Annotated in this window: 26 protein-coding genes; 11 read left to right on the forward strand and 15 right to left on the reverse strand. The window is 58.7% G+C overall.

Annotation, left to right across the window (positions count from 1 at the left end; all coding sequences use genetic code 11):
• The first annotated feature begins 249 nt into the window (after positions 1-249).
• The 3 genes from U5A52_RS30315 (at position 250) to U5A52_RS30325 (ending at position 2,609) form a co-directional block, all read left to right on the forward strand.
• Positions 250-909, forward strand: coding sequence for a response regulator transcription factor (locus U5A52_RS30315; protein WP_321937412.1), 660 nt, complete (start codon positions 250-252; stop codon positions 907-909).
• A gap of 208 nt (positions 910-1,117) precedes the next feature.
• Entirely contained in the window at positions 1,118-1,462 is a 345-nt protein-coding gene (locus U5A52_RS30320; protein ID WP_321937414.1) for a response regulator, read from the forward strand.
• A 187-nt stretch (positions 1,463-1,649) separates the two neighbouring features.
• A complete protein-coding gene (locus U5A52_RS30325) occupies positions 1,650-2,609 on the forward strand; it encodes a LysR family transcriptional regulator (RefSeq protein WP_321937542.1) in 960 nt (319 codons plus the stop codon).
• 815 nt (positions 2,610-3,424) lie between these two features.
• Here the strand turns inward: U5A52_RS30325 and U5A52_RS30335 are convergent.
• On the reverse strand, positions 3,425-3,547 hold the full coding sequence (locus U5A52_RS30335; RefSeq protein WP_321937417.1) for a hypothetical protein: 123 nt from the start codon (positions 3,545-3,547) through the stop codon (positions 3,425-3,427).
• A gap of 70 nt (positions 3,548-3,617) precedes the next feature.
• On the opposite strand from U5A52_RS30335, the gene U5A52_RS30340 reads away from it, so the two are divergent.
• Complete coding sequence (locus U5A52_RS30340; RefSeq protein ID WP_321937419.1) at positions 3,618-3,947, forward strand: hypothetical protein; 330 nt, start codon at positions 3,618-3,620, stop codon at positions 3,945-3,947.
• Between the two features lie 832 nt (positions 3,948-4,779).
• Here U5A52_RS30340 and U5A52_RS30345 read toward each other — a convergent pair.
• The 4 genes from U5A52_RS30345 to U5A52_RS30360 all read right to left on the reverse strand — a co-directional run bounded on the left by U5A52_RS30345 (position 4,780) and on the right by U5A52_RS30360 (position 7,788).
• Positions 4,780-5,859: a DEAD/DEAH box helicase gene (locus U5A52_RS30345; RefSeq protein WP_321937420.1), complete on the reverse strand. Its 1,080-nt coding sequence runs from the start codon at positions 5,857-5,859 to the stop codon at positions 4,780-4,782.
• On the reverse strand, positions 5,837-6,991 hold the full coding sequence (locus U5A52_RS30350) for a TOTE conflict system archaeo-eukaryotic primase domain-containing protein (protein WP_321937422.1): 1,155 nt from the start codon (positions 6,989-6,991) through the stop codon (positions 5,837-5,839). Before U5A52_RS30350 ends, U5A52_RS30345 begins: the two co-directional genes overlap by 23 nt.
• A gap of 207 nt (positions 6,992-7,198) precedes the next feature.
• Positions 7,199-7,522: a type II toxin-antitoxin system RelE/ParE family toxin gene (locus U5A52_RS30355; RefSeq protein ID WP_321937424.1), complete on the reverse strand. Its 324-nt coding sequence runs from the start codon at positions 7,520-7,522 to the stop codon at positions 7,199-7,201.
• Positions 7,519-7,788 carry a type II toxin-antitoxin system ParD family antitoxin gene (locus tag U5A52_RS30360; RefSeq protein WP_321899975.1) on the reverse strand — a complete coding sequence of 90 codons (270 nt, stop codon included), beginning with the start codon at positions 7,786-7,788 and terminating at the stop codon, positions 7,519-7,521. Before U5A52_RS30360 ends, U5A52_RS30355 begins: the two co-directional genes overlap by 4 nt.
• Positions 7,789-8,385: 597 nt before the next feature.
• Here U5A52_RS30360 and U5A52_RS30365 point away from each other — a divergent pair.
• The 4 genes from U5A52_RS30365 to U5A52_RS30380 all read left to right on the forward strand — a co-directional run bounded on the left by U5A52_RS30365 (position 8,386) and on the right by U5A52_RS30380 (position 11,144).
• Entirely contained in the window at positions 8,386-8,730 is a 345-nt protein-coding gene (locus tag U5A52_RS30365) for a hypothetical protein (protein ID WP_321937425.1), read from the forward strand.
• 101 nt (positions 8,731-8,831) lie between these two features.
• Positions 8,832-9,131, forward strand: a complete 300-nt coding sequence (locus tag U5A52_RS30370; protein ID WP_321937427.1) for an H-NS histone family protein — start codon at positions 8,832-8,834, stop codon at positions 9,129-9,131.
• Positions 9,132-9,413: 282 nt separating this feature from the next.
• On the forward strand, positions 9,414-10,070 hold the full coding sequence (locus U5A52_RS30375) for a hypothetical protein (protein ID WP_321937428.1): 657 nt from the start codon (positions 9,414-9,416) through the stop codon (positions 10,068-10,070).
• 147 nt (positions 10,071-10,217) lie between these two features.
• Entirely contained in the window at positions 10,218-11,144 is a 927-nt protein-coding gene (locus tag U5A52_RS30380; RefSeq protein ID WP_321937430.1) for a LysR family transcriptional regulator, read from the forward strand.
• 57 nt (positions 11,145-11,201) lie between these two features.
• Here the strand turns inward: U5A52_RS30380 and U5A52_RS30385 are convergent, their stop codons facing one another.
• The 4 genes from U5A52_RS30385 to U5A52_RS30400 all read right to left on the reverse strand — a co-directional run bounded on the left by U5A52_RS30385 (position 11,202) and on the right by U5A52_RS30400 (position 15,540).
• Positions 11,202-12,104, reverse strand: a complete 903-nt coding sequence (locus U5A52_RS30385) for a LysR family transcriptional regulator (protein WP_321937432.1) — start codon at positions 12,102-12,104, stop codon at positions 11,202-11,204.
• A 151-nt stretch (positions 12,105-12,255) separates the two neighbouring features.
• Positions 12,256-13,476: an MFS transporter gene (locus U5A52_RS30390; RefSeq protein ID WP_321937434.1), complete on the reverse strand. Its 1,221-nt coding sequence runs from the start codon at positions 13,474-13,476 to the stop codon at positions 12,256-12,258.
• A gap of 301 nt (positions 13,477-13,777) precedes the next feature.
• A complete protein-coding gene (locus U5A52_RS30395) occupies positions 13,778-14,974 on the reverse strand; it encodes an FAD-dependent monooxygenase (RefSeq protein ID WP_321937436.1) in 1,197 nt (398 codons plus the stop codon).
• Positions 14,975-15,369: 395 nt separating this feature from the next.
• Complete coding sequence (locus tag U5A52_RS30400; protein ID WP_321937438.1) at positions 15,370-15,540, reverse strand: hypothetical protein; 171 nt, start codon at positions 15,538-15,540, stop codon at positions 15,370-15,372.
• Positions 15,541-15,609: 69 nt separating this feature from the next.
• Here U5A52_RS30400 and U5A52_RS30405 point away from each other — a divergent pair, with 69 nt between their 5' ends.
• Together U5A52_RS30405 and U5A52_RS30410 are read left to right on the forward strand one after the other, a co-directional pair.
• Positions 15,610-16,140 carry a nuclear transport factor 2 family protein gene (locus U5A52_RS30405; protein ID WP_321937440.1) on the forward strand — a complete coding sequence of 177 codons (531 nt, stop codon included), beginning with the start codon at positions 15,610-15,612 and terminating at the stop codon, positions 16,138-16,140.
• Between the two features lie 449 nt (positions 16,141-16,589).
• Positions 16,590-17,960 carry a carbohydrate porin gene (locus U5A52_RS30410; protein ID WP_321937441.1) on the forward strand — a complete coding sequence of 457 codons (1,371 nt, stop codon included), beginning with the start codon at positions 16,590-16,592 and terminating at the stop codon, positions 17,958-17,960.
• Positions 17,961-18,150: 190 nt separating this feature from the next.
• On the opposite strand, the gene U5A52_RS30415 is transcribed toward U5A52_RS30410, so the two are convergent.
• Positions 18,151-19,101 (reverse strand): LysR family transcriptional regulator, encoded by a 951-nt coding sequence (locus U5A52_RS30415; RefSeq protein ID WP_321937443.1) that lies wholly within the window; start codon positions 19,099-19,101, stop codon positions 18,151-18,153.
• A 544-nt stretch (positions 19,102-19,645) separates the two neighbouring features.
• On the opposite strand from U5A52_RS30415, the gene U5A52_RS30420 reads away from it, so the two are divergent.
• On the forward strand, positions 19,646-20,635 hold the full coding sequence (locus tag U5A52_RS30420) for a fumarylacetoacetate hydrolase family protein (RefSeq protein WP_321937445.1): 990 nt from the start codon (positions 19,646-19,648) through the stop codon (positions 20,633-20,635).
• A gap of 252 nt (positions 20,636-20,887) precedes the next feature.
• Here the strand turns inward: U5A52_RS30420 and U5A52_RS30425 are convergent, their stop codons facing one another.
• From U5A52_RS30425 to U5A52_RS30445, 5 genes are all read right to left on the reverse strand, one after another.
• Positions 20,888-21,703 carry a cyclase family protein gene (locus U5A52_RS30425; protein WP_321937447.1) on the reverse strand — a complete coding sequence of 272 codons (816 nt, stop codon included), beginning with the start codon at positions 21,701-21,703 and terminating at the stop codon, positions 20,888-20,890.
• Between the two features lie 170 nt (positions 21,704-21,873).
• Positions 21,874-23,007, reverse strand: coding sequence for an FAD-dependent oxidoreductase (locus tag U5A52_RS30430; protein WP_321937449.1), 1,134 nt, complete (start codon positions 23,005-23,007; stop codon positions 21,874-21,876).
• Entirely contained in the window at positions 23,004-23,528 is a 525-nt protein-coding gene (locus U5A52_RS30435) for a Rieske (2Fe-2S) protein (protein WP_415774076.1), read from the reverse strand. Before U5A52_RS30435 ends, U5A52_RS30430 begins: the two co-directional genes overlap by 4 nt.
• Entirely contained in the window at positions 23,411-24,364 is a 954-nt protein-coding gene (locus U5A52_RS30440; protein ID WP_321937450.1) for a VOC family protein, read from the reverse strand. The genes U5A52_RS30435 and U5A52_RS30440 overlap by 118 nt, the downstream gene beginning before the upstream one ends.
• A gap of 28 nt (positions 24,365-24,392) precedes the next feature.
• Positions 24,393-25,553 carry an alpha/beta hydrolase family protein gene (locus U5A52_RS30445; RefSeq protein WP_321937545.1) on the reverse strand — a complete coding sequence of 387 codons (1,161 nt, stop codon included), beginning with the start codon at positions 25,551-25,553 and terminating at the stop codon, positions 24,393-24,395.
• Positions 25,554-25,569: the final 16 nt, after the last annotated feature.

The following is a 25,569-nucleotide window of genomic DNA, read 5'->3' on the forward strand; positions in this document are numbered from 1 at the left end:
CGACAGCCTGACCATTCTCCGAATGGCTGAAGCTGCAGCGTGCCGGCATGTGGTCGCTCATACGCCCGTATGATTCGTGTAGTTCGAGAGGCGTGTGCGCCGTAGGAGCCGCACTAAGAGGGTCAGTTATGTGGGCGCCTGCTTCAAAGGAAGACGATGAGCAACCAGTAGCGATAAGTCTTGCTATTGCTTACTATATGACGAGCATCGGCACTTTTTCGCCATCACGAACTTTTCGAAGATCGAGCGATGAAACACGACAGTGTTGGGACGCAAAGTGAACATTCACCGGGCTCGCTCGTGTACGTGATTGACGACGACGAGTCCATTCGAGGCGCACTGACCAGTCTGCTCATGTCGGTTGGCATCGAGGTTCGTGCGTTCGAATCGGCTGACGAATTTCTCGCGGAGAAAATGCCGGACGTGCCGAGCTGTCTCATTCTCGACATTCGGTTGCGAGGCGAAAGCGGCCTTACGCTTCAGCAGGAAGCCTTCAAGGAAAGCATTCGATTTCCCATCGTCTTTCTAACGGGACATGGCGACATAGACATGACCGTCAAGGCAATGAAAGCAGGCGCTTTCGATTTCATGACCAAGCCATTCAAGGATCAGGATCTGCTCGATACGATCGCTGCAGCGCTAAAACGCGACGGCGAACTGAGGCGGCAGGCCAGGCTCGTTGCGGGCATTCAACAAGCGTACGATTCGCTGACGGCGCGCGAACGCGAAGTGATCGGCCTCGTATCGGAAGGCCTGTTGAACAAACAGATTGCCGACCTCCTGTGCCTGAGCGAGGTCACGGTCAAGATCCATCGAGCGCAAGCCATGCACAAACTCAATGCGCGATCCGTGGCCGAACTCATCAAGAAGTTGCAGCAGGTGCAGCCGGCACCTCAGAGCGCCAGATAGGCATTCGCACATTCCGCTGTGCGACGGCCGCTTGCCTCGGCGCGCGGATCTCGCCCCGCTAATACGAACTGTCACAAGAATCATCCGAAGGTGTGATTGCTGCCCCTTCGGCCGGCCTGTATTTTGCAGAAAGATTCTACCTTTCTGCATCATTTCAATGGCCACGGGACATCCGATAAAACCAGCGCGCTCGTCGGCTACGATTGCCATGGTGGACGACGATGAATCCGTCCGGATGGCGCTGTCCAGTTCGCTGCGCTCGGCCAGCTGGAATGTCATTGCCTACGCGTCCGCTCATCATCTTCTGGACGATGCGCGCCGATCGAAGCTCAAGCTCGTTGTTGCCGATATTCAGATGCCGGGCATGGACGGCTTTGCGCTGCTCGAATCGATCAAACTATGGAAGCGCCCAATCCCTGTCATTTTCATTACCGCCTACGCGACCGAGGCAATGTTCGAGCGCGCGAAAACCCATGGCGCGGCCGGCTTCTTTTCGAAGCCCGTGGACGACGCACGACTTCTCGCACTGGTTGGTGAATTGCTGAAGGAGTGACGCGGCCGAGCGTGCAAGCGCTGCCGCTATGTCGGCCACCTGCTTTAGCCATCCGAATGTATTAGACGCGCACGCGCCTGCATAAGACACACACCTGATCGGACGATACCATCGCGCGTCCGACGCGTTTACGCTTGGATCGTCGGCAAGCAAAACACTTATGAGGTGCGAGATGGATCAGCTTTACATGTTGCGTGCATTTGTCGCCACTGCGCGGTATCAGAGCTTCAGCAAGGCCGCAGAATCGTTGAATGTGACGACAGGGTCTGTGTCGAAAGCGATCGCCAAGCTTGAGGAATGCGTCCAGACCCGAGTCTTGCTGAGGACAACGAGATCCGTCTCTTTGACCGAAGTCGCGCAGTCGTATTACGTGACCTGTTACCGCTTGCTCGAAGAACTCGACGAAGCGAACCGGCAGATCGCGTTCGAGCATGAGGTCAATGGCGGCAAGCTGCGGCTGGTCGTGCACCCCATGCTGATGAGCGGAACGTTTTCGCGACTGTTGCGGCGCTATCGCGCCATCGCGCCTCACGTGAGTCTGGTGGTGTCCGTCCAGGAACATGTCACGAATTTGTTCGACGGCCGTTTCGATATCGCCATACTGCCCCCTCAACTCGTCGAACAGTCCACGGTGATTCGCAGGACTCTAGCCCGGTCGCCTCGCATTCTCGTGGCTTCCCCTGCGTATCTCGAGCAATACGGTGCACCGGAATCCCCGTCGAAGCTTGCCAAACACTTTCTACTGATCGATCCCGAAACGAGAAGGAAGCATGCGGACTTCATCGATCTGCATGAGAGCGGCCGCAAAGTGAGCGTTTCACGCCTGTCGTCGATGGAAGGCACCGAGGTCGTGTTGCGCGAAGCGGCGCTCAACGGAACGGGCATCGCGACACTGCCCGAGACCATGGTTCGCGAAGATATCGATATGGGCCAGCTCGTGCACATCCTGCCGGAATTCACGGCTTCGGACAGCGGCGTTGAAATATGCCTTTTCTATTCGCACCGGGAACTGATCCCGGCGCGGCTCAGGATGTTCATCGACTTTTGCATAGATTTCTTCCGGGCGCCCACTAACCCCACTGCCGACGATGTGATACGCGTACCGCAGCCGATGAAGCGAAACGAAGGTCTCGGGATGATGTCGTGATGCCTTCCCGCGCGATGCCTGCTAAACCATCCAGAGTCTCAGAGGTCGCTATGTCTCACGTATTGCACAACTGGATATTCGTTGGCAGTACTGCATATGACGAATACACCTTCGTTCCATGGCTCAACAGGAACGTCTATCGCCGCACGGTAGAACTGAGTCGTATTTGCCTGCTGTGAGTGTTCGGAGCGCCCGTACAAACCGATATTCCCGCTGAATGGAAGATTCATTCCCGAAACTGCGGGATTCTCTTGCCTGCTGGAAGTGATTAATCTGGCTAGGTTGTTTCCACGGAGGCATCGCCTCCATCACCTTGCTAGATAGAGAGATTGAAATGAAATTGCTTACTGCTGTCCTTTGTGCCTGTTCGCTGTCGGCTAGCTTCGCCGTTCACGCAGAACCCCTCGCGCCCGCGCATGCGAATGTTCAACAAGCGGCCCAGGCAAAAACGTCGCGGGCGGATACGGATCAGGCGCCGCAGCGTCGCGCTACGACGCCGGCTAGAAATGCTAGTGCTTGTGTAGGCCCGGCGAGTTTCTGCAACCTGTTCTTTGGCAGTTAAGGTTATGATGGGTTGGCGCCGCGCGCATCGATGGGATCACGATCGAGCGCACACATTGGGACGAACGAGCAGTTCCCCGAGCGTGCGGATTGCTTTATCGATGCGCGGTGACCACAGATGACCGTAACTTGACCGTAATTGGGCCGGATGCAATTTTCGAATACATTTGACGAAGAAAAGAGCGGGCCGGACGCGACGCTAATGTCGCGTTCGGTCGCGAGGAGATGGAGCGGCATCGCCAGCCGTATCTTCTTCAAATGACCTCGTAGCCACCGTGTTGCACTTTGAGATCAAAGTAGCGCTTTTCGACGAGTGCATTCGAACCGCCGAATGCGGCGCTCGCATGCACGCTGGCGAGCGCGTACACTTTTTTCAATTCAGTTGCTGCACATGTCAACTCTCCACACACGGCTACGTCACGCGTTCAGCGCACGCGATATTCGCAAATGACATCGGCGTACGGTTCGAGACCATGCCCCAGAAAATGGCGCCGTCGTTCGGCGATGCGTGGGCTGGGTGCGATTGGCCGGTATCGCTATCGCGAACCGAAGGCTGCGACGTTGAAGGCCTTCGTCAACAGTTACCAGGACGGCGCATTCATGGGCAGTCCGATTCTGCAGGCGATGTTCGGTCTCAGCAGCCTGTATTCGGTGCTGCTCAACCTCGTGGGGAGCCTCGTGATGGTTCCGCTCACCACTATGCTGCTTACGAATTTTTTGGGGCCGCTACCGGTCGTAATCACGATTGAACATCTTCCATCAGCGGGTTTTCGCTAAGTTCCCGCTGGAGCCATTCGAAGCGACGCCTCCAAGCCCCGGTCCCTGTAATCTGCATCAGCGCTTATAGGAGCGCCTGCCACCTCGGTATCGCGAATACCAACGGAAAATCTCATGCATGGCCTTGAGGGAATTGCTGTCGCCAGCAAGTTGCGGAGGGGGAGTCGATCGCAAACATGTCTTGGCCGGTCGTCAGCAGGGCACGGAGCAGTAGCCGTCGCGCGTCAAATCGCGGACCATCCTTTAGGGAGTGGCCTTACCGGCGAACGGGTAGGCGCCCAACAATTTGGCGATTAGCGGATGAGACTTCTCGAACGAATGTACCTGGGCTGCTACAGGTCGCCGTGCCTCAGGTGCGGCGTCATACGGCTCTCGTTGCTTGTGCGCCTCTGCTTCGCCATATTTCTGCACAAGTTCATCCCAACTCAATTACCCGTCGGCGTCCCGCTCTCTAGCGGCCGCGATTCCGTCGAACGCGGTCGCGTCGGCTTCGCGCAGCTGTCGATAGTCAGGTATGAGCTGCGTGCGTTTGGTCGCCGGGATAAAAAGCGTCGAGCTCTCTGAGAAGAGTGAGCTTTTCGAGCGACAAGGCGATGGTTTCAAGGTGGTTCAATAGTTTATCGTCAGTCCTTGTCGTTGATCATTTGCACGCTCCGGTGGTTGAGTTTGACATAATACGAATGGGTAATATTTCGGCATCCTTATAAATACTGTCGATTCGGTAAGAATGGCACCGAGCGCAACGAGGTGGCTGAAGTCGGGGAGGGCAAGGTTGCCAACGTGAAAACGGAAAGGCACTGGTGGCGGTACGGAACGGGGATTGGCTCCGGCATCAGGCAAGCTGCAACTGCTGTCCATCTCCTTCCACGCGTACCTGGTAGCCCATCGCGCGGTACCCTCGCTGACGCTTCTCCCACATGCGCAGCAGCGCCGGGTGACCACCATCGACGTAGTCAATCACACGTACGCCGGTTTTACCCGCGTGCTCGCGATGCAGGCGGCCGGCATATTGCTGCAGGGTGCCTTTCCATGCCACTGGCATGGCGAGTATCAGTGTATCCAGTGCCGGGTGGTCAAATCCCTCACCAACGAGCTTGCCAGTAGCCAGTACGACGCGCGGGGCGTCATCGGCCAGCGCGTCGAGCGCGGCAAGCTGTGAAGCGCGCACCTTTTTCGCGAGACGCCCGTGCAGTCCGAACAGCGGCTCGACTGTGTCGCCTAGGGTCTTCTGCAGACTATCGAGAAGATCCGTCCGCTCGGTGAGAACCAGCACCTTGCGTCCCTGCTCGAACTGATCGCGAATCGTCTCAGCGATCATCTCCGTACGCGGCGGATCCAGGGCGATGCGCGCGAACACTGCCTGGATCGGTGCATCGGCGGCAACGTCTACCGTTGCGGTGAGCCTTTGCGGGAACACATCAAGCAACTGCGGCGCATTGGGCGGCAGACGCGCCGCATGCCGGACTGGCCCGCACAGCATGAACATCACCGGTTGCTGGCTGTCACGCCGCACGGGGGTGGCAGTCAGGCCCAGCACGTAGCGCGCATTGACGGCCTTGAGCACTGCCTCGAAGGAATCCGCTGAGACGTGGTGACATTCATCGACAATGACGTGGCCATAACGTCGCAAAAGTTCGCCACGAGGGCCATCTGGCGCGACTGACTGCAGCATGGTGACGTCGATCCGGCCCGTCGGTTTCGACTTGCCACCGCCGATTGTGCCGATGTCGCACGGATTCAGCGCGAGAAACGACTGCAGGCGCTCGCGCCACTGGTCCAACAGTTCCTTCCGGTGTACGAGCACGAGCGTATTGACGCCGCGTTGTGCAATCATCGCGGCCGCAGTTACGTTCTTGCCGAACGCCGTAGGTGCATGCAGGATCCCGGTGTCATGTCGCAGCAGGCTGGACACTGCCGCCTGCTGGTCGTCCCGCAGCGTGCCCGCAAACGAAACGGCCAGGGGCGCGCCCGCGCAACGCTCGTCGCGGATGTCGCAGGCAATGCCGTTGTCGGTCAGCAGCGTCCTGACCTCGTCGAGGTAACGCAATGTGGCGCGGACAGTTCTCGGCGCGGCCGACGATGCGCGGTTTGTCCCATACGCTGAAGCCGAGCGCCTGGGCCCGGTAGAACTCCGGATTCTGGAACGCCGCGAGCCGGATAAGGCGATTGAGCAGGGATTGCGGAAGCTGGGCTTTTTCGAAATAGAGCTGGTTGGCGAGTGTCAGTGTCAGCGACGTCGGCATGGGCCCGGCCAGCCGCTTCGGCAGGGCGGGCGGAGGCTTCCAGGGTTCGGCCTGGTCCTCCGCGGCAATGAAGGCGACGTCAAGCGGATGGGCGCCGCCGGTCGCGCGGAAAATCACCCCTTCGATATCCCGCCCGTCCATGTTCCGGACGGACGCCAGGAATGCCCACTGGTCGGCGACGGGCTGAAGGACTCCATCGACAAACACGCTGCCTCCCTGCTCGCGAGGCTGCTTTTGCAACGGCAGGGCGATCAGGTTGCCGAAGCCGCCTTTGGGCAGCACATCCTGATTGGGAAGGAGCCGGTCGTAGGACGAAAGCTCAAGTTGCCGGGTTCGGGCGCAGGTGTGGCTGATGATGGCCGAGCCAATCCTGCGCGCGTCACGCGCTGCGACGGCCGACGAGAAGAAGATCCAGGCGTGCGCACCGTTACCCGAGCGCGAAATCTCGAGCGATACGGGAACGTCCAGTTCGTCGCACGACTGCCGGAAGGCCATCACATCGTCCCGCCAGCTTTCTTCATCGAAGTCGACAGCGAGCAGGTAACAGGTGCCATCGGGCATCAGTGGGTACAGGCCCACCGTGTGATCGCCAGCCAGGTGCGCATAGATGACCTGCTCGTCCATCGGCAGGAGCACGCGATGCGCACAATCCGCGCACCGGATGCGGGGTTTTTCGCAGATGCCCGCGCGCCACTCGTTTGCGCACGCCGGCGCGTAACCCGACTTTCCGGAATTGCGGCTTTCCCAACGCAGCGGATAGACGTCCGTGCGGCCGCGGAAAAGGCTCCGGAAAAGCTGCACTTTCTGCTGCGGCGAAAGGGTGGCAGTGCCTGCACTTCGCCCAGCCGGCTGTGAGTCGCCCGGGATTGCCTGCCCGGGCTTGCATTCCACCGGGACGGCGGCGCGCAGCAAGGCCGTGAGCCGGGTGTTTTCGGCCTGCAGGTCCGTCAAAACCAGTGAGATACGCGACCAGGCTCTTGCCCGTGGTGGTCAGCCTGAGCGGCCGGTCTAGTCACCAGGATCCGGCAGAAAATCGGCCGTGTAGTCCTGCCCGCCATGGTAGACGCCGAGTACTGCGACCGTCGCACCCGTTACGCGATACGCGATCACCGCCCGGCCGCGGTAGTGCGTCACGCGCAACCCGGGCAGCAGGTCGTCTCGCGGGACGCCACGGGACGGGAAGGTCTCGAGCCGCTCGCAGAATGTCACGATCGCGTCGACGTATTCGGCTGCCGTTCGTGGCGCGCCCGCGGCCGCGATCGCTGCCTCGAGTTCGACCAGCTGATCGCGTGCCTCAGGCGCAAAGACCACGCGGTAGCGTGCCGAACTCAACGCCGTGATGCGCGACGTTGGGCCAGCGCAGCACGCACGTCGGCTGCGTTCAGCGCGCGCGCCGGATCCGCTTCCAGGGCAGCCGCAGCCGGCAGAACCGACTCGCGCAGCCACGCGTCCACGGCCCGTTCGCGCGCGGCAAGCGCGCGCAGGCCATCGCGAATGACTTCCGACTCGGTCGCGTATTCACCGCTCGCGACGCGCCGGCGAACTTCCTCGGCCATTTCATTCGGGAGCGTGATGCTCATCTGTTGGGTCGTACGCATGGCGGTACTCAGGGTCCAGTAGGATTTAATCCTACACCTTGTTCGAGCCAGCGTCACGCACCGGGAAGCAGCGCACAGGCATATTACGGGGCGTACCCTTTTTAAAAAATTGATAATTGTTTATACGTCAACCTTGCATCGTAAGATACATCATGGCGTCTCTCGCAACTAACCGTCCGACCGGCAGCTTGCAGCAGACATTCAGCTGAACCGCCGCGGACCGCGCGGCAATCAGTACGTCTCGAATCTTGAATGTAAGCGTCACAACTACTTCGATTCGGATACCTAAACAATTGCGAGGATATGGCGACTGCCAGAGGATGGAGAGACGCACGGGCACGATTTACATCACTGACCTACTACGGGGCGAGATAAGAAGGATTATCTTCATGACGCTGTTTGTCGGCACATTTTTGTGAAGCACTGAAGCCGTCCGGTGTCCCGGTGGCCAGCAATGTTCACTTGACTTGGTTCTGGCGCATGCGTGCTGCGCCCGGGGGCCCTGCAATGCCTCGCGGTGGCGGCACGCCGTGTTTAACGGGACGATAGGGGCGCCGCCGGGATCGCGCGGCAGCTGACCACCGCTTCCCGCACACCATGTCGGATCGATTTGAGCTCGTTGCGATCGCGCTGCCCAGCGGCTGCGCTCCCGAAGCACTGCCGCCGGCAGTCGCGGCGCTTCTCGCCGCGTGCTGGCCGGGTATGAGCCGGGCGCAGCTGCTTGATCGTGCGCGTCGACTGGCCCTGCGCCTCTCGTTGCGTGCGCGGCCGGACGCTGGCCCGGATGGCGTACGGCTGTATTCGCTGATGCTGGTGGCCGGAGAGGTGCGGGCCGAACTTGTCGCCCATGTGCGACGCACCGTGCGCCGGCGCTCCGGTCGTCGTGCGAAGGCTGCGCTGCCGCCGTTGAGGGATGTGCGGCAGAAGGGGCTGTTTTCCTGATGACGTCCTGTTCGTCGGAGCGCACGGTCGGCCACCCGCCGATCGCGTCATCATGAAGCGGGCTATGATCGCCATCACCGTATTCCACCGCGGAGACAATCTTGGCGACGTTCAAGGAACTGAAAGCGCAGATGGCCAGGCTCGAGGAGCAGGCGGCGGCGGCCAGGGCTGCGGAGTTCGAGGAAGTCCTCGCAGATATCCGGGCAAAGGTAGCTGATTATGGGTTTACGGAGCGGGACATTTTCGGTCGCGGGCGGGGCAGCCCGCGAAAGACTGCCGCAGGTGTCTTGCCGCCCAAATATCGTGACCCCAGGACGGGCGCGACATGGTCGGGCAGGGGACGGGCGCCTGACTGGATCAAGAACGCAAAGAACCGTGACAGGTTTCTGATCTCGCACTGAAGGACTGCTTCGGTGGCACGTGAATAGCGAAACTAGTCAGGATTTCTGACTTTGTGGGCAGGTTACCCGTTGCCTTACGCCCTCGGGACGAAGACTCTCGCGCGCGCAAAGGCGAACAGCTTCAGAGTCTTGGCTGAGAGTTACGATAGCTCTTTCGGAGCGATTGCGCCGGAAGAGCGTGGTTCATGGCGCAAAACCCAGTGGGTCACATCGACCCAACGCGGACCGTTCCGGCCATTGCGCTTTCAGCGCTACTAAGTCTGCCTCTGGAGCCTAAATCTGATGCGTATATCGCTGATCGGAACTGTCCACGCCGAACATGGGCGCGCCAACGTGGCGGAATTGCGGACGATCCTTGAACGCCTGCAGCCGGACGTCATCTTCGCTGAAATTCCCACCGCTAATCTTGCTGACTATCGCGACGGCTCTCACGGCAATCTCGAGTCTGCTGCCGTTGCCCTCTATCACGAGCGCCGTCCAGTCAACGTTGTACCTGTGGACTTGAACAAACCAAGCGACGAGTTCTTCGGTAAAGCTGAGGAGATGTTCAAAAAGGTCGAAAGGACGAGCCCTGAATATCGCCGTCTGATGGACCAGAACAGCCTCGACACGCGAAATCACGGCTTTCCATACCTCAACAGCGATCGCTGCGCCCAAGCATGGGCAGCCATCTACGACGAGGTGCGTGAAACCGTCGAATGGATCGGCGACGACGAATTGCGACAGATCTACGCTCTATGGAGGGAGACGAATGACCGTCGCGAGACGGGAATGCTAGAGAACATCAATGGCTATTGCATCCGCGGCGCACTTTCTCATGGAGTGCTTCTTCTTGGCGCTGGGCACAGGAAAGCCATGGTGGAGAAGGTGCTGGAGCAACGAGGCGTCGGTGCACCAGGAGTCTTATGGAAACTTGAAAGTTCTCAAGAATGGTTTTGAACATTTTCGTGAAAACCTAGCGCGCATTTCATCGCAGGCGGGGAATTGGACCAACGCTGGGTACTGACAAGCGTTCGTCGTGTCGGTTTTCACTCATCCGTGGAAGCATGTATTGATTCAATCGAACAACGGCGCCATGATGGTTTCATGAGACTTGGTGATTTCGACATGAACTTGCTTGTCGTACTCGACGCATTGCTCGGCGCGAAGAGTGTGGTTAGAGCAAGCGAGCGACTGCATATTGGCGCGTCTGCAACGAGCAGTGCGCTATCGCGCCTGCGTGAGCACTTCGAAGATGAGTTGCTAATCCAGGTGGGGAGGAGGATGGAGCTCACTCCACTTGCGGAAAGCCTTGTCGAGCCAGTCCGAGACATTCTGTTGAGCGTGCAGTCGACCGTCATCTTGCGCCCGGAATTCGTACCAGAGAACGCGAAACGAGACTTTGTCATCCGGACCTCTGACTATCTGACGGCGGTCCTGCTCACGAAAGTCGTCCAGCGTCTTCAGCGTGAGGCGCCTGGAATCAAGGTGCACATCGCAAACATGAGCGACGATGTGGGCATGCAGCTTGAACGCGGAGAAGTCGACCTGGTCATTTATCCTGCTTCATTTTCCGACCGACGATACCCATCGGACGTCTTGTTTGAAGACACCTTCACGTGCGTCGCGTGGGCCGGAAATGATGAAATCGGTGAGTCTATCGACCTTGACCAGTACTTGAAGTTGGGCCACGTGGCGGCGACGTTCGGCGACAGCCGTAGTCCAGGCTTTGAGGGTGTCGCACTCGCCGAGTGCGGCTTGACGCGTTTTGTCGAAGTCTCGACCACCAACTTCAATACTCTCCCGTTGCTCGTGGTCGGAACAACACGCATCGCGACGATACAAACAAGGCTCGCCCAGTTCTTTAGCCGATTGCTGCCGCTACGCTTGCTTCCGGTCCCATTGGAATTGCCCGTTCTGACAGAGGTTATGCAGTGGCACTCAATAAAGGAACAAGACCCAGCACATACATGGCTGCGCAAGGTAATCATGGAGGAGGCTGGTACTCACGTCACCTCGAGCGAGGGGCTTTAAACGCATCGGCGTGTAAATGACGTCGAGCCATTGCAGTTCATTTTCTCCTTCGACGACTCAAAGAGCGCTAGCACAATTCATCAACAATTCTCTAAGCCACAGCAGCCCCGGGTCGGTCGTTCGACGTGTATGCCATTGAGTGGATTGCTGCATGTTTGGCATGGTAAGTGGAACATCGCGAATTACAATCGGCTCGCTTTTGGAGGCTTGAAGGGCTAGTCGGCGATGCATTGTAGCGATTCGCTCAGTGCCAAGCAGCAGGTAACCTGGGGCGGCGAAACTGTACGTCGTCGTTTCAATTCGTCGAACTACACCGAGCTCCCTCATAAACCATTCTTCAAGTCCCGTCTGCTCCTGACCTGGCACGACAACGATATGCCCGGCTTCCAGATAGCGTTCGCGCGTGAGTTCCTCGGCGGCCAACATGCTGTCCTTCCAAATCACGCAGCAGAACGTCTCTTCGAGAAGAGTCTCCGACGGGTGGTCGCTCGAACAATATTCTTTTGGGATAATCAGCAAGTCAACATCTGTACGCTCGAGGGCGCGCTGTGGGTGTGCTGATTGGGCGCACAACTCGAAGCGAACGCCTGGCGCGAGTTCGTATGCACGCTTTATCACGTGAGGCATCAACGTCATCTGTGTGTAGTCTGAGACGATGAGGCGAAAGAGTCTGGTCGACTCCTCGGGAACAAATGAAGACCGTTTGGTCACCGTGGCGCCTACGCGAACGAGGATGTCGCGCACGGTGTCTTCTAGCCCCGATGCACGGGGCGTGGGCTCCATCTTTCGCCCTACCATCAGGAGCAAGTCGTCCTCGAAGTATTCTCGTAGGCGACCGAGCGCATTGCTCATGGCGGGTTGACTAAGGTTGACCTTTTCGGCCGCCCGGCTGATGTTGCGTTCGCTAAGGAGGGCGTCCAACGCAACCAATAGGTTGAGGTCTAACTTGTTGAAACGCATATGCTGTGGCGAATTTCTGGGTGAAATTGGGTGGGTCTATTCAAACGCCTTCGGGCGCTTTTGCGAAGACGCTCGGCATCAGGAACCGCGGAGCCGATCGTAGCGATCGGGTCGAATGTCTACGTGAGGCTCCGCGGGGGCGCTCGTACCGTCAGGCTTGCCTCGAAGCGCTGCGCGGCCGGCCCGCACGAGCCGCTCCGAGTGTCGACACCGTGCCCAATACTGCGACGATAGACGCAGCCAGGAAATAGAGACCATGCATACCCACACGCGCCTTTACCGGTTCGAAGAATAGAGGATTGAGGAACACGCCAAAGTAGGTGCAGGCATTGAGGTAGCCGATATATCGACCGCCGGTAGCGATGTCCGTTCGTTCGCTGATGGTGTGGTAGTAATAGGGACCGCTTAGGCCCATGCAGAGCCCGACTGCACCGGCACCGATTGCGGGAAGAGTAAGGGAATGCGATATCGCCAACAGAAGGAGCCCGCCAAGGAAACAAGCCAGCGATGCAACAAATGACCACGATGCGCCGACGCGGTGCTGCAGTATCCCGTAGACGACGGCGCCAAAGATTGCCGCGAGACCAGGAATTGCCTGAATCAACGACCTCGAGCCAGCTTCGGTCGCACCGTTGGCGTTGAGCAGGAAAGGCAACTGCATGCTCGACATACCAATGACGGCGTAGAAAACTACCACCATGATATAAAAAGGCACCAGGCGAGCGAGGTAACCTGTACCGCCCGCCCGGCGTCCTTCAGGACGTCGTTGCGTAATGCCGCCAAGGGCAATCGGAAGTGCGATGAGTGAGAAGACTGGATACTGGATGAAGCTGAGCCTCCACCCGAGATGCTGGGTCAGAAATCCGCCGAGCACGATAGCGATAAGCGTCGCAATACCCCCAACTGCGCCAGCGGCGCTGAAGACGCGGGCGCGGCTGTTACCGGAGAATTCAAAGGAGATACCCCACAGGCACGTAGTGACAAGGCAGGATGCGGCAATGCCAATGATGACTCGCGTAGCGAAGAGGAGTGTGGCATCGTGAAGGAACATCCCGCCGCTCCCGAACACTCCGAACGCAAGAAGCGCGCTGAGGAACGTTGTGCGGGCGCCGGCCCACTCGAGGACGCGACCGCTGACGAGCGCGCCGATGGTCAGTCCAAGCGCACTCATGCCAAGCATCATCTGCGCTGCGAGTTCGCCATTGACGCCAAGGTCTTTCGACATTTCGGGTAAAGCTGCGGTAATTGCTGCTTCGACGAGACCTTGGGGGATGAGGCCAATGAGCAGAGCGACGTAGACCAGTCGCCCTATGCTCTGCTGTTGCACAGCAGAAGAGACGCTTGAAGAAGATATTTGTTCCATGCTATCCATGTCCCTCGACAACCCGACGGGTTCTGCGCCCGTAGTTGGGTGTGTCGATTCAAGTATTGTTTGAGCTGTCGCTAACGCTGGTTGTACGGGGCTACGGCGACTGCTCTCATTGCCCAGATCCCTCGCAGTTCATTGAGAGCCCGGCTGTCTCCTTCATTTGCTGCAGAGGCACGGCTGCGGATTGAAGATGCCACGTAGCTGCCGTGCCTCCATGCACGTCGCTCACTCGCTAACGCCCCGACTACCAATCGATTGGTTTTGACCCAACCTGCAACGTGCAAATCGCTGCATCAATTCCAGGTCAATACGGCTGCGAGATAGTTGCGAGTGCTGCGCCCATCAGCATCTTCGCCTCCGGCCCAGGTGCACTGGTCTGCTCAAGCTTCGACAGCGCGACGCTCGTTTCGACGACAGTACGCACGCGCTCGAAACGGCGAACCATGAACGACTCGTATGCGTCGGCGAGGGTTGACGCTCCCGCGATGCATTGAGCGAGGACGACTGCATCCTCCAGCGCCATCCCGGCGCCCATGCCCATATGGGCGGTCGTCGCGTGTGCCGCGTCGCCGATGAGCAGCGTTCTTCCGCTGAACCAGGGCGACTTGAGGAGGATTGACCTGAACGGGCGACAGATGAAGGTGGAATCGGCGTGCAGATGTTTGCGCAGTTCACCAACGGCGGGTGCGGTGTACATGTCAAGAAGACGACCCACGAGCTCGTAGGCATCCTCCTGGGACAGCCGCGTTTCCGGAACTGATACCACGATGGGCGTATAGACGAGGTTTTGGTGCGGCATATGGAAGAAGCCGAGCCGTCCGAAGTTTCCAGCCACATACCATGCTTCACCTGGAATGGCCGGCCCGGGAATCATCCACCGAATGCTCATTTGACCCGCGTAAGCCGGTTGAGGGCCATCCGGGAAGAGCATCGTGCGTGTGCGCGAGTTGATACCGTCAGCGCCGATGACGAAGTCGTAGCGTCGCTCCTCCCCGTTGCTCAGAACGACGACAACTTCATCGCCAATATCTTGTAGCGTCTCAACGCTTACGCCCGTTTCAATCCTGGCGCCGAGGTTTTGCGCGGTTTGGTTCAAAATTTGGGCGAGTGCCGGGCGGTAGATGCCGATGCCGGTTTTCGCACCGGGCCACGCCGGCCGGGGCGGCGGCGGCGGACCTAGTTCGATACCCGCCGCGTCACGCATGACCGGGCTCGACATTTCGTCGGTAAACGGTCTGGAAGTGGCGTAGCATTCCTCGTAAACGCCGAGTTCTGCGAGCGCTTCCGTCGCGCGGCCGGTGAGCGAGATCGCCGCGCCAACGGGCTTGTCGCCGATCTCGACGACGTCGCAGTGCACGCCTACACGCTCGAGTGCGATTGCCGCCGAAAGGCCAGCGATACCGCCGCCAATAACTAATCCTTTGGAAACACAAGCCATCAAAAAGGCTCCTTCTGATTCAAAATGGCGCTGCTCAATAAGACCGGCAGACTTGAGGGTCAATCGTTGCAGTCATTTTTGACCCGCAATCACTGGGCGCGAGTTGCCCCACGGGCATTCCTTGTCGGAAATTGCCTACGTTTGCATCTGCGGTACTCGCGGTCTGCGAGGAAGTCTTACGACATGAACATGCGTAGGCGCCGAGGCACCCTTTGCGTGGCCGAGCTAAACATGGCCCCAATCATCATGGCGGGTCTCATCCCTTGTCTCCGTATCCTTTCTGCCTTTGCCTAGCTGACTCCGGGGTTTACACCCGGTTTCGTCGTTGCGCTGCAGAGCAGCGCAGGAGCGCCGCGTAGTCGATGCCGGCCCTCTCTGTGAGGGATAAGGCCGCGGCTGCATGGGAACAACGCAGTCAAAGTGTATTGGGCTTGCCGTTGCGGCGCTCGCACTCCTGTTTATGTGGCCATAAACACGCGTTTCGCCGCAGCCAAGGAGCTTCCATTATCGTCACCGCTGCCGAACTGGAAGGGAGGGTGCAGGACGGAGCCTTCTTCGGTGTCCGGCATGAGCGCGACGTCGAACACCTGCCGTAGCTGACGTCCCTTCACGTGAGTTTTCTGGGCCATCGAAGCATCGTCGGCGCTGCAACGGCGCGTCAACGGGCATGGGTAGTTCAATATTTATGGAGATGAGACATGTCCTTGTCGGGTCCTGACGGTGACGCAACGGTCACCTTTGTCGCAAACCGCCTCTTGATTGAGGAACTTATCGTCCGCTACGCCAAGGCTCGGGACACTACTGACGCGGAACTCTACCGGCAGATCTTCGCAGAGGATGCTCAGATTCGCCTGCCTACCGGAAAGGTGCTGTCGGATGGTTTGCAGCAAATCTTGGACGTCGTCGCCACGGACCAAATCCGATTCAATCCGGAACATAAGCAGGGCGGAGCAAGCTATGCGGTTATGCGCCACGTGGTCACGAACATCGACATCCACATCGACGGCGAGACAGCATCGAGTGACTATTACGTCATGACGCTGGCGTACAACGTATCTGCAAAAAAGCCGGAGTTTGTCTCTCAAGCACGCAACGTCGACACATACATCCTGCGTGACGGGCGTTGGCTCATCGCCTCAAGCACGCTCCATTACGACTGGGGCAACGACGAAATGGCAAAGGCTCTGGCCATTGGCCCCCATACACCGGAAAAATACCGACGACATTGACGACGACGCGGTGACCGTCATGGCTGGTCGGAGGCGGCGCTGAATTGCATGGAGAAGTATTCAGCGCGTCAATCTCAGTAATGGAATCAATCGACTTTTCATGACGTACATCAATGCATAACCTGTCATCCAAGGTAGTCACGAAAAGAAATATACCCAAATAGGAGACCGAATATCATCAACCCAACGCAGCGGGAAATTTCAGAGTCGATGCAATTTACTCGTTCTACGTCGGGTTGCGAAAGACAGTTGATAACGCCTTTCTCGCTTGCAGTGCGCCACGCCGGTAACGTCCCTTTCAATCAATGTCAGGAGTTCCTGATCTGTGAAAGTTCTGATAACCGCATCTGCGCGATGCAGTGCCCACTATGTCCCACGTTCCTGAAGAGCCAGAGACCTCGGGCGAAAGCAAAAAATAATTAGTTTGTTGATATTGAGGAGACGCGAAGTTGAAGGTTGCTAAATTCATACTCACGGCAGCAGTTGCTGCGGCGGCGGCGCAGTCGGGCATGGCAGAAACTACGCCAGATGTAACCGCTCAAGTACCACCGAACGCGGTGCCACCGGTATTGCCAGCCGATATGCCCAATCCGATGATGCAATGCGGGCAATACGCCGACTACGACAAGCTTCTGCCACGCACTGCGGCGGTCCTCATCCAGACCCCCGCTTGCGAGACTATTTCGCCGACGCTCTTTGGGCTGCGCTCGACACTCGCGGATAATGGCTTCGGCTTTTCTGCCTCGATTCGCCCGAGCTATCAGTACGACGTGTTGGGCCACAACGAACACCCTCAACGGTATAACGGACAGAATCCGACGTATCTCGGGGCTATCGAGATGAACCTGACCTACGACCTGACCCGTCTGGGTTTCGGCGGCAACGCGCAATTCGTAGTCGGAGCGACGGGGCAGGCGAGTTCTTACCATGAAGGGAACCCCGCCTTCATGAGCATGACGACGCTTGCCATCAATCAGCAGTTTTATAACGGCCAGCTGGAACTGCAATACGGCTATTATGATTTGATTCGCGACTACTACGGTATGGTCTTGGGTGGCCAGTCCGCGTCAGCAGCGCTAGGGCCCGTCAGTGTCATCCCGGTTGAACTCGGCCTTTCGCTGTTCACGCCGACGCCGGCGGCTACTGTAGCAATCAAAGACTCGACGCTCTCCTGGTATAACCGAGCGTCCGTCGCGCGTAGCGCGAGTCCGAACGGCTTCCAGTACGACATCGACCACAATCCGACTGGCTTTAACTTTACTGTGCCCGGGTCGCGTGCAATGTTCGTGGACGAATTTGGCTACAAGACGCCCGTCGGCGCTCCCGGCCGCTCGGTTTGGGCGCGGATTGGTGGCATCTATAATACGAGCCCCGTCAGCGACTTTAAGTCCGGTGGGATGGCCGACAAGAACTACGGCGGCTACGCCGCGTTGACCGTCCAAATCACGAAGCCCGACCCGTTCGGTCCGCAGGGTCTCTATCTGGACACCAAGTTTGACTATGCGCCAGAAGACCGGAACCTGTTCGCGCGCGACTTTCAGCTGACGGCGTTTTATATTGGTCCGTTCAAGAGCCGACCGCTGGACATGGTGTCGCTCGGTTTCTCTACTGAGATGTTCAGCAAGTATGCGCGGCAAGCCATCAGGGATTTTGGCGGCCAAGCGGAGCGCAGCTCGACAGCCCTGTCACTGTCGTACGCGGCTCGGGTCACCAGAGGCATTTACTTTGTCGGTGGGCTGACCTATCAGACGGCGCCGTCGTTCACGCCTGAACGGAGCAACGCGTTCCTGGTTCAGACGGCACTCAACGTGGCCTTCTAATTCACTAGACTCGAATCGCATTCACGCCGAAAAGTTAGTGTGTACAGTGGGGCATGCGCGCGTATGCCCCACCGTTTTCTTTTGTAGATTGCGAGCGGACGACCCGCTCCTTGTTTTCGTTCGATCTGGGTCGCTCTTGACGCTAACGTTTTTGAGAACCTGCTTCAGGAGAGCGCGAGCATCGTACCGTTTATACGGTGACTCGCTCGATGAGGTTTGATTCCGGGCGAAACTGGTTTGCAACCTCTTGGCAGGAATCGACGAGCCACTTGATGTACGGCTCGACGCCACGATACGGCTTCCACATCACCGCAACTTCAAGGTTCAGTTCGTCTTCGTATCGTGGGTCACTGATGATAGGTATCAGACGGAGCGGCAAATAGTGCGTGAATAGCTCGCAATACGACTTCATGCTCGTTATGACGAGGTCCGTGCCGACAATCATATGAGGCATTGTTGTCGCCGAGTGCGCTCGTAATGCGTGGCGCCGCTTGTCGTTGAGCGTTCGGATTAGCGACGGAGCATTTTCGTAGCTATGCGATGCGACGGCGGTCGCATGGCGCATCTCAAGCCACTGGTCGATAGCAATACGGTCGCCGACCGTGGAGTTCTCGTTCCATGCCATACACGTCAGCCGGTCTCTGAACAGCGGGGCGTGGCTGTAGGCGGGCGTTGCGAGCGATTTGGCCGCGATGATGATGTCGATGTCTTCCAGCAAATTCGAATCTTGCGGAAGCGGACGAAATGGCTCTATCTCGACGCTCAAGTTCGGACTCTCAGCGTAGAGATGTGTCAGCAGCTTTGGAACGAATGCATACTCAATGTAGGAGTTACACATGATTCGAACCGTTCTCTCAGACGTTTCCGGGTCGAAGGCAAGTTCGAAATCCAGTGCATCCCGTGCTGTTACGAGCGCGGCTTTGACGCGGGGCCGCAGCGCTGTGCCGAGTTCAGTCAGCGTAGCCCTGTTGCTGTTGAATACAACGATCTCGTCGTTGAAATGCGCGCGTGCTTTACGCAGTGCCGCGCTAAGCGCGGGCTGGGTAAGGTTCGCGCGTTCGGCAGCCTCGGTTAAGGTTCGCGCGTTGAGAATGGCATCAAGCGCTGGCAGCAGGCTCAGCCAGAGTGTTCTGGGACGCATTTACAGTTCCGAGTAGCTTACGGCAGGCGCCCGACGCTGGTTGGACGCCTCAGATACCTCTTTGGCGCTCGCCGCGACAGGAGTCGAGCTAGCTTCCGAAGTCGAATTGTTTCCTAATCCAATGCTGTACGCAAGGTAGCTGGCGAACAATAGGGCGTAACACTGACCCCGTTTGCGTGGGTGCGTTGGTGCTGGCGAGCCGAGGGAAGGGAGGCGCCTAAATGAGGCGGCGTACCGGCGGGCTCAATACGGCTGTCTGCCCGAGGTGCGATGCGTGACGTCACGCCCCCGTGGTGGGTCTAGACGACGTATAGATGGCACCAACTGCTGGCATTCAAACTTTCCATTTTTCGTGTCCCCTTCCATTCTCAATAATTCAAACAGATAGCGCGAAATCGGAGACAAGCTTGCAGCGTCGGGGCAGCTCAGCGCCTTCCGGGAGGGGCTATGCACCGTGGCATTCGCCCAAGTCTCGAGACGCTGCATCGGGGCGTTCGCAGCTTTGCCGCGCCTGTGTACTCAATCCCACCTCAATAATTTACTTATGAAACTAGCCACCTTGAAGAACGGCGAGCGTGACGGTCAGCTCGTTGTTGTTTCGCGCGACCTGAGCCGTTGCGCGCCTGCCGGGCGATTCGCACCGACAATGCTGTATGCGATTGAGAACTGGTCGCGTGTGAAGGGTGCCCTAATCGCACGCTATGACGAGCTCAACGCAAACGGCATCGAAGGGGCGCGTGACTTCCATCCCTCGGGCTGTGCTGCTCCGCTGCCGCGCGCCCCGCAGTGGCTCGATGGTTCGTCCTTTCTAAACCACGGCATGCTGATGCAGCAGGCTTTCCACCTCGACCCCATCCCAGACGCCGAAAGCATTCCGCTGATGTACCAAGGGGCCTCGGACGACTTCATTGGACCTACCGATGACATCGTTGTGCCCAATGACCTCGATGGGCTCGATTTCGAGGGCGAGGTAGCAGTCGTTATAGACGAAGTCCCGATGAACGTCAGCACGGAAGACGCTGGGCAGCATATCAAGCTGCTGATGCTCGTCAACGACGTGAGCCTCAGGGCACACGGACCTCGCGAGATGGTGACGGGATTCGGCTTTCTGCATGCAAAGCCATCGACGGCCTTCGGCCCGGTAGCGGTTACGCCTGACGAACTGGGAGACGCCTGGCAGAACGGACGTGTCTATCTACCATTGCGAGTTCAATACAACGACGCGCGTGTTGGCGAGCCGGACGGCCGCGAGATGAATTTCTCGTTTGGGGAGCTCATTGCACACGCCGCGAAGACGCGGCGGTTGCATGCGGGAACGATTGTCGGTTCTGGTACTTTCTCCAATACGTCGCGGACTGCTGGCTCCGCATGCATTGCAGAGGTGCGCGCAATCGAGACCATTGAGTATGGTGCGCCGCAGACGTCCTTTATGCGCTTTGGTGACCGTGTGCGTGTCGAGATGCTGGATGCGGAAGGCAATTCGGTTTTCGGCGCAATCGAGCAGAGTGCACGGGCACCAGTTCCGAACGTCTGAGCGCAACGGAACTAGCGGAGGAGGCGCTAGGCCTCCTGCACCAGTCACTCGTGTGGGAACGTCTTGGACGCCCCCGCTCTTGATATCGCTTGCAGGGATGCAGGGTCTTCAGAAGGATTGCCTGCTGATAACCGCGACCGCGGGGGCATTCGGTTATTGCAGGATCGGAACGGGGCCTTGCGAAAAGTACGCCGAAGAGGCGCTGCTCGTTACCTCTCCCGGCGCTATGCAGACGCGTTCGACGTGCGCGCGTTAGACGTTCTCGTCGAAGATTGCAACCGCACGCGTCCATCCTGCCGAGGCTCCACGAATCTTGTGCGGGAAGCAACTGATTGTGAAGCCGGAGTCAGGTAACGCTTCGAGATTGTGCAGCTTCTCGAGGTGGCAATAGCCGATGTCGCGGCCCGCCTTGTGGCCTTCCCATATGAGCGAGGTGTCCCCCGTCTCGGCGATTTTCTTTGCGGTATAGGAGAACGGCGCGTCCCAACTCCAGGCGTCGGTACCCGTGAGACGTACGCCGCGCTCGAGCAAGTACATTGTGGCTTCGTAGCCCATTCCGCATCCAGCGCTCACGTAGTCGTTATAACCATAGCGCAAGCCGGCTCGCGTATTGACTACTACAATGTCGAGCGGTCGCAGCGCATGGCCGATTCGCGCGAGTTCTGCTTCGACATCGGCGGCCGTGGCGACATATCCGTCGGGAAAGTGCCTGAAGTCAAGCTTCACGCCTGGCTGAAAGCACCACTCGAGCGGCACCTGGTCGATGGTGGTCGAGGGCTTCGAACTCCCGAGCATTGCGTCCATGGTCGAGTGAAAGTGCCATGGAGCGTCGAGGTGCGTCCCGCTGTGTGTCGTCAGGGTGACCCACTCCGCAGCTGCAGCTTCGCCGTCGGGGTAGTCCTCCGGCTTCGTGCCAGGGAGCATAGCGAGAAATTCTGGCAGCGTATCGCCGTGCTTCTGGTACGTAATCTTCGGCGCGAGCGGCGGGGGGTCGGAGAGAACGTCATTCTCAAGGTAAATTGACAGGTCGACGAATCGTCGGCATGGCGTGGTCTGATTGGGGTTCATGTGAGAGTCTCCTTGAGCAGTGAGGCCCCGGCGTGCGAGTCAACTGTTATCGCGCAGCGTTGCCACGCTATGCTCCGGTGCATTGCGCTATGCCTCGGGTGTTCGAGTACGGGCTTCAGGTAATCGTCGCCACGGACCGCCGGTGCGGCCCGTGGCACTCGTTAAAGAGTTCAGATAGGCTGTGCGAGCGCGGTAATCGAGTCGCGGATGATGCGCGAATGCTCCGCCTTGTCGCCACCGGTGATTTCAAGTTCGCCAAGACGGCCGGAATTTTCGACGACCATGCGGCAACGCTGCCAGCGCCGACGCTCAAATCCAGCCAGCCCGTCGGCGAGGGTTTCGGCTTGTGTCAGTTCCTCACCAAGAACGATGGCGTCTTCGATACCGATACCCGCACCAGCTGCCAGATGGGGCGTGGTCGCGTGCACTGCGTCGCCGATTAGGACCATTCGACCACGGTGCCACGGCTGGGGCAGCAGAAGACTTTCCAGCGGTCGATAGACGATTTGCGAGCGCTCGTCGAGCTTCGCGCGAACCCACTGCATCTCTTCGGCGGGGAATCGCTCAAGCAAACCGGAAAGCAGCCCGAGGAACTGGTCGTCCTCAATACGCGTGTGAGTGGGGCGGTCCTCGGTGACAAAGAGATACATTTCGTCTTGCGAGACCGGGTTGAGTCCGGTCTTCACGCCATGACCCAACCACATCATCGGGCGCGTGATTGCTGCGGGGCGCGGAAGCACCGCGCGCCATACTCCTTGTCCAGTGTATTTCGGCGTCGGCGCTGCCGGGAAAAGCATGTCCCGCATCTTCGAATAGAGGCCATCAGCGCCAATGACGACGTCGTAGCGTCGCTTGTCTCCGTCGGTGAAAAGCACTTCTGCATGTTCAGCGTCCTCGCTTACGGCTGCAACCGTGCAGCCAAGACGGACGTCGGCTCCCGCTGCAACAGTCGCCTCAGCGAGGATTTTTGCCAGTGTTGGGCGCATGATGGCGCCGCCACCCGGCACATTCGGTCCCGCAACCCGTGGTGTCGGGAGCTCGGCGATGTGGTGTCCATCGGCAGTAAGGAGGTCCAGGCCATCGGCGCAAAACCCTTCGAGCATGACCGAATCAAGCACGCCAATTGTTCCCAGTGCGCGCAGAGTCGCGCCGCCGATGGTGATGCCGGCGCCGTACGAGCGCCAACCAGAATCGATTTCGACGAGGTCGACCGCGACTCCGCGCTTGCGCAGCTCAATGGCCGCTGCCATACCGGAAAAGCCGCCGCCAACAATCAGCGCATGCTTAAGGTCGGTATTGTTCATGGGGAAGATTCCTTGGTGTTCGTAGTGGTCTCGTCAACCTGAGTGTCTAACCAGATTTCGCCGTTCTTTCTAACTGTCACGGGGACGCTCTGGAGCGATCGGCCGAGGCATGGGCCGAGTAGGCACCTGCCGTTTTCGATGTCGAACTGGGCGCCATGTGCGTGACACACGATGCGTGTGCCATCTGCGTTCAGATAGGCATGACGTCGCCATGCCATCGGTGTATCGCCAAAGTGAGGACATGCATCGCGGTAGGCTCGGACATCCTGACCACGGCGCACGACGAATATCGTGTCGTGGCCGCATTGGGTTGGGTCAAAGCCTTGGGCGCCTGGGTCAGCTAGGGCATCCACGCGTCCGAGCAAGAGCTTGTGCATGAGGTCCGACGTTTGGGGATGGCGCTTCAATGCGCCTTGTCCGCAGCGCCCGGAGGTGGGCCGCCCGGTGCCCACTTGTCGCGGTGCTGGAACAGGAAGAGCTGTGTGGCATCGGCGGCCATCGGAACGTGACGCGCTGCCCATGTATGGTCGTGCAGGTCCATATCGGCGTCATATTCGACGTGGCATCCGAGGGGGCTGTTGAAATACCAGAACCAGTTCGAACCAAACCGATGACGGCCCGGACCCCAGAACGACTGGTAGCCCTTTTCCACGAAGCGCGTGCCGGCCTGCATGACTGCTGTCGGGCCACTCATATGGAAGGTAAAGTGCTCGCACCCCTTCATGAACGGCGGCGTCTGAATCAGGAAGAGCGTGTGGTGGTCGAGCGTGCCTGCCGGCTGCATGAAGGGGCCCACACCTTCAAATTCGTCGGTAACACGGAAACCAAGCCGTTCAGAGTAGAACGCTGCTGCCTTCGCAGAATCCGGGACGAAGTAGACGACATGGGAAAGCGAACGGGGCGTCAGGTCAGCGTTGTCGCTCACTGCGACGATGTTGGCGCCGCGCTGTGCCGGTGCGCCCGGCGCGTTGATGGTTTCGGCCGGAAGGTTTAGTGTGCGCCGCTTTGTGACCTGAAAGCCCAAAACGAAGTCCATGTCATCGACCGATTCGATTGAGCCGTCGGGCAACGTTTTCACTTCACGGTCTTTGCGTAGCTCATTGGCAATGGCGTCGAGCGTTTCGGCGTCTGCGACGCCGTAAATCGTCTTGCGCAACATGTTTGCGGTCGCCATGCCTTGGGGGAGCGCCGGGTCGTCACGATGAGCAATCTCGATGCCAGTGCCGTCGAGCGCCTCGAAGCGACCGCCTTTGTCATCCGCCGCAACGGTGATGAGACCGTAGTCGGAGAGATAGTCGTTGCAGCTCACAACGTCGTCAACGCCGAAGACCAGCGTGTCGGGGCCAATGATGTTCATGTTTGTTCGAAGTCGGGGATAGAGACGATTACAGGGCCGTGTGGCCGCCGAGGGTTTCGGCGACCCAGTCGGCGATGTATTGGCCAGCGTTGATGGAGTTATCGAAGCTGGAGTGCTGCACACCGCCTTCGCGGTCGGTGAAAATTTTCAGCTCGCGCTTCGGGCTATTCACCAATTGCTCGTACGTCCGATGTGCCCATGCAAGTGGAATTTGCGAGTCCTTTTCACCGTGTGTAACGAGGAACGGCACCTTGATGCGGTCGAGTACACCGTCGAGATGCACGTCTTCCGCGATGTGCATGAAATCGTCGATGTCCTTCGCGCCCCAGACCCAGCAAACGTGTTTCCAATAGTGCGGAACCGGGAAGTTACCCTCGCGTTGCAGGCGCTTTTTCTGGACGTCGCGCCAGTCGTGATTGGCCCCCCACACTACGCCGCATGCAAAGCGCGGCTCGAACGCAACGGCACGCGGGCAGTAGTAACCGCCCAGAGATACACCTTCCATGCCGATGCGTTTGGGGTCAACGTCATCGCGTGTCTCGAGCCAGTCGACAACCTTGCTTGCCCAGACCTCCGAGTTGTAGACCGCAGTGAGGCCTTCGAGGCGGAGTGCTTCCCCGCTGCCAGGCTGGTCGACGATGAGGGACGAAATGCCACGAGCGGCGAGCCATGCCGGCAGCCCAACGAGGTATTTCAGTTCCTTTGTTGAATCGAGGCCGTTCACCTGAACCAGCAGTGGCGCGCGCTTGCCGTCGCCCTTCGCCTTCACGAATAGTCCGGACAGATGCGAGTTCCCATAGGGGATGGACACGCGCTCGCAGTTCTCTCCCAGCAGCTCAATGCCTTTGAGGAATGTTGAAAGCGCGCGGCGATAGAGCTCGATTCTCCCCGGCGCGTCATGTGCTTGCAGACGTTCGCAGGTCATGAGATAGATGGAGGCGCGCTTGTACTTCTCTCCGGCCGAAAGCAGGCGGCCACGCGCTTCGTCTTCCTCGGCGAGACTGCAGAGACGGTCCGCCAATTTGACCCATGCCTCGCGGAAGGCGCGCGTACCCTCTGCATCCGGTTGCTTCGCGGCCTCTTGCAAGGGACCACACATCTCTTCAATTTCGCCAATACGTGCGCCCATCTCAATCGCCAGATTGACGGAGAGGTTCCACACGTAGTTGGTCGAGAAGTAACGAAACATGCTCGTTTCCTTTATT

The organism is Paraburkholderia sp. J8-2, assembly GCF_905220195.1.
Classification (GTDB): Bacteria; Pseudomonadota; Gammaproteobacteria; order Burkholderiales; family Burkholderiaceae; genus Paraburkholderia.

Excerpts from the sequence above, each read along its gene's own strand:
- U5A52_RS30315 (WP_321937412.1), top strand. The coding sequence starts at position 250 with ATGAAACACGACAGTGTTGGGACGCAAAGTGAACATTCACCGGGCTCG.
- U5A52_RS30320 (WP_321937414.1), top strand. The coding sequence starts at position 1,118 with ATGGTGGACGACGATGAATCCGTCCGGATGGCGCTGTCCAGTTCGCTG.
- U5A52_RS30325 (WP_321937542.1), top strand. The coding sequence starts at position 1,650 with ATGTTGCGTGCATTTGTCGCCACTGCGCGGTATCAGAGCTTCAGCAAG.
- U5A52_RS30340 (WP_321937419.1), top strand. The coding sequence starts at position 3,618 with ATGACATCGGCGTACGGTTCGAGACCATGCCCCAGAAAATGGCGCCGT.
- U5A52_RS30360 (WP_321899975.1), bottom strand. The coding sequence starts at position 7,788 with ATGCGTACGACCCAACAGATGAGCATCACGCTCCCGAATGAAATGGCC.
- U5A52_RS30365 (WP_321937425.1), top strand. The coding sequence starts at position 8,386 with ATGTCGGATCGATTTGAGCTCGTTGCGATCGCGCTGCCCAGCGGCTGC.
- U5A52_RS30375 (WP_321937428.1), top strand. The coding sequence starts at position 9,414 with ATGCGTATATCGCTGATCGGAACTGTCCACGCCGAACATGGGCGCGCC.
- U5A52_RS30380 (WP_321937430.1), top strand. The coding sequence starts at position 10,218 with ATGAGACTTGGTGATTTCGACATGAACTTGCTTGTCGTACTCGACGCA.
- U5A52_RS30385 (WP_321937432.1), bottom strand. The coding sequence starts at position 12,104 with ATGCGTTTCAACAAGTTAGACCTCAACCTATTGGTTGCGTTGGACGCC.
- U5A52_RS30390 (WP_321937434.1), bottom strand. The coding sequence starts at position 13,476 with ATGGATAGCATGGAACAAATATCTTCTTCAAGCGTCTCTTCTGCTGTG.
- U5A52_RS30400 (WP_321937438.1), bottom strand. The coding sequence starts at position 15,540 with ATGGCCCAGAAAACTCACGTGAAGGGACGTCAGCTACGGCAGGTGTTC.
- U5A52_RS30405 (WP_321937440.1), top strand. The coding sequence starts at position 15,610 with ATGTCCTTGTCGGGTCCTGACGGTGACGCAACGGTCACCTTTGTCGCA.
- U5A52_RS30415 (WP_321937443.1), bottom strand. The coding sequence starts at position 19,101 with ATGCGTCCCAGAACACTCTGGCTGAGCCTGCTGCCAGCGCTTGATGCC.
- U5A52_RS30420 (WP_321937445.1), top strand. The coding sequence starts at position 19,646 with ATGAAACTAGCCACCTTGAAGAACGGCGAGCGTGACGGTCAGCTCGTT.
- U5A52_RS30425 (WP_321937447.1), bottom strand. The coding sequence starts at position 21,703 with ATGAACCCCAATCAGACCACGCCATGCCGACGATTCGTCGACCTGTCA.
- U5A52_RS30430 (WP_321937449.1), bottom strand. The coding sequence starts at position 23,007 with ATGAACAATACCGACCTTAAGCATGCGCTGATTGTTGGCGGCGGCTTT.
- U5A52_RS30435 (WP_415774076.1), bottom strand. The coding sequence starts at position 23,528 with ATGGGCAGCGCGTCACGTTCCGATGGCCGCCGATGCCACACAGCTCTT.
- U5A52_RS30440 (WP_321937450.1), bottom strand. The coding sequence starts at position 24,364 with ATGAACATCATTGGCCCCGACACGCTGGTCTTCGGCGTTGACGACGTT.
- U5A52_RS30445 (WP_321937545.1), bottom strand. The coding sequence starts at position 25,553 with ATGTTTCGTTACTTCTCGACCAACTACGTGTGGAACCTCTCCGTCAAT.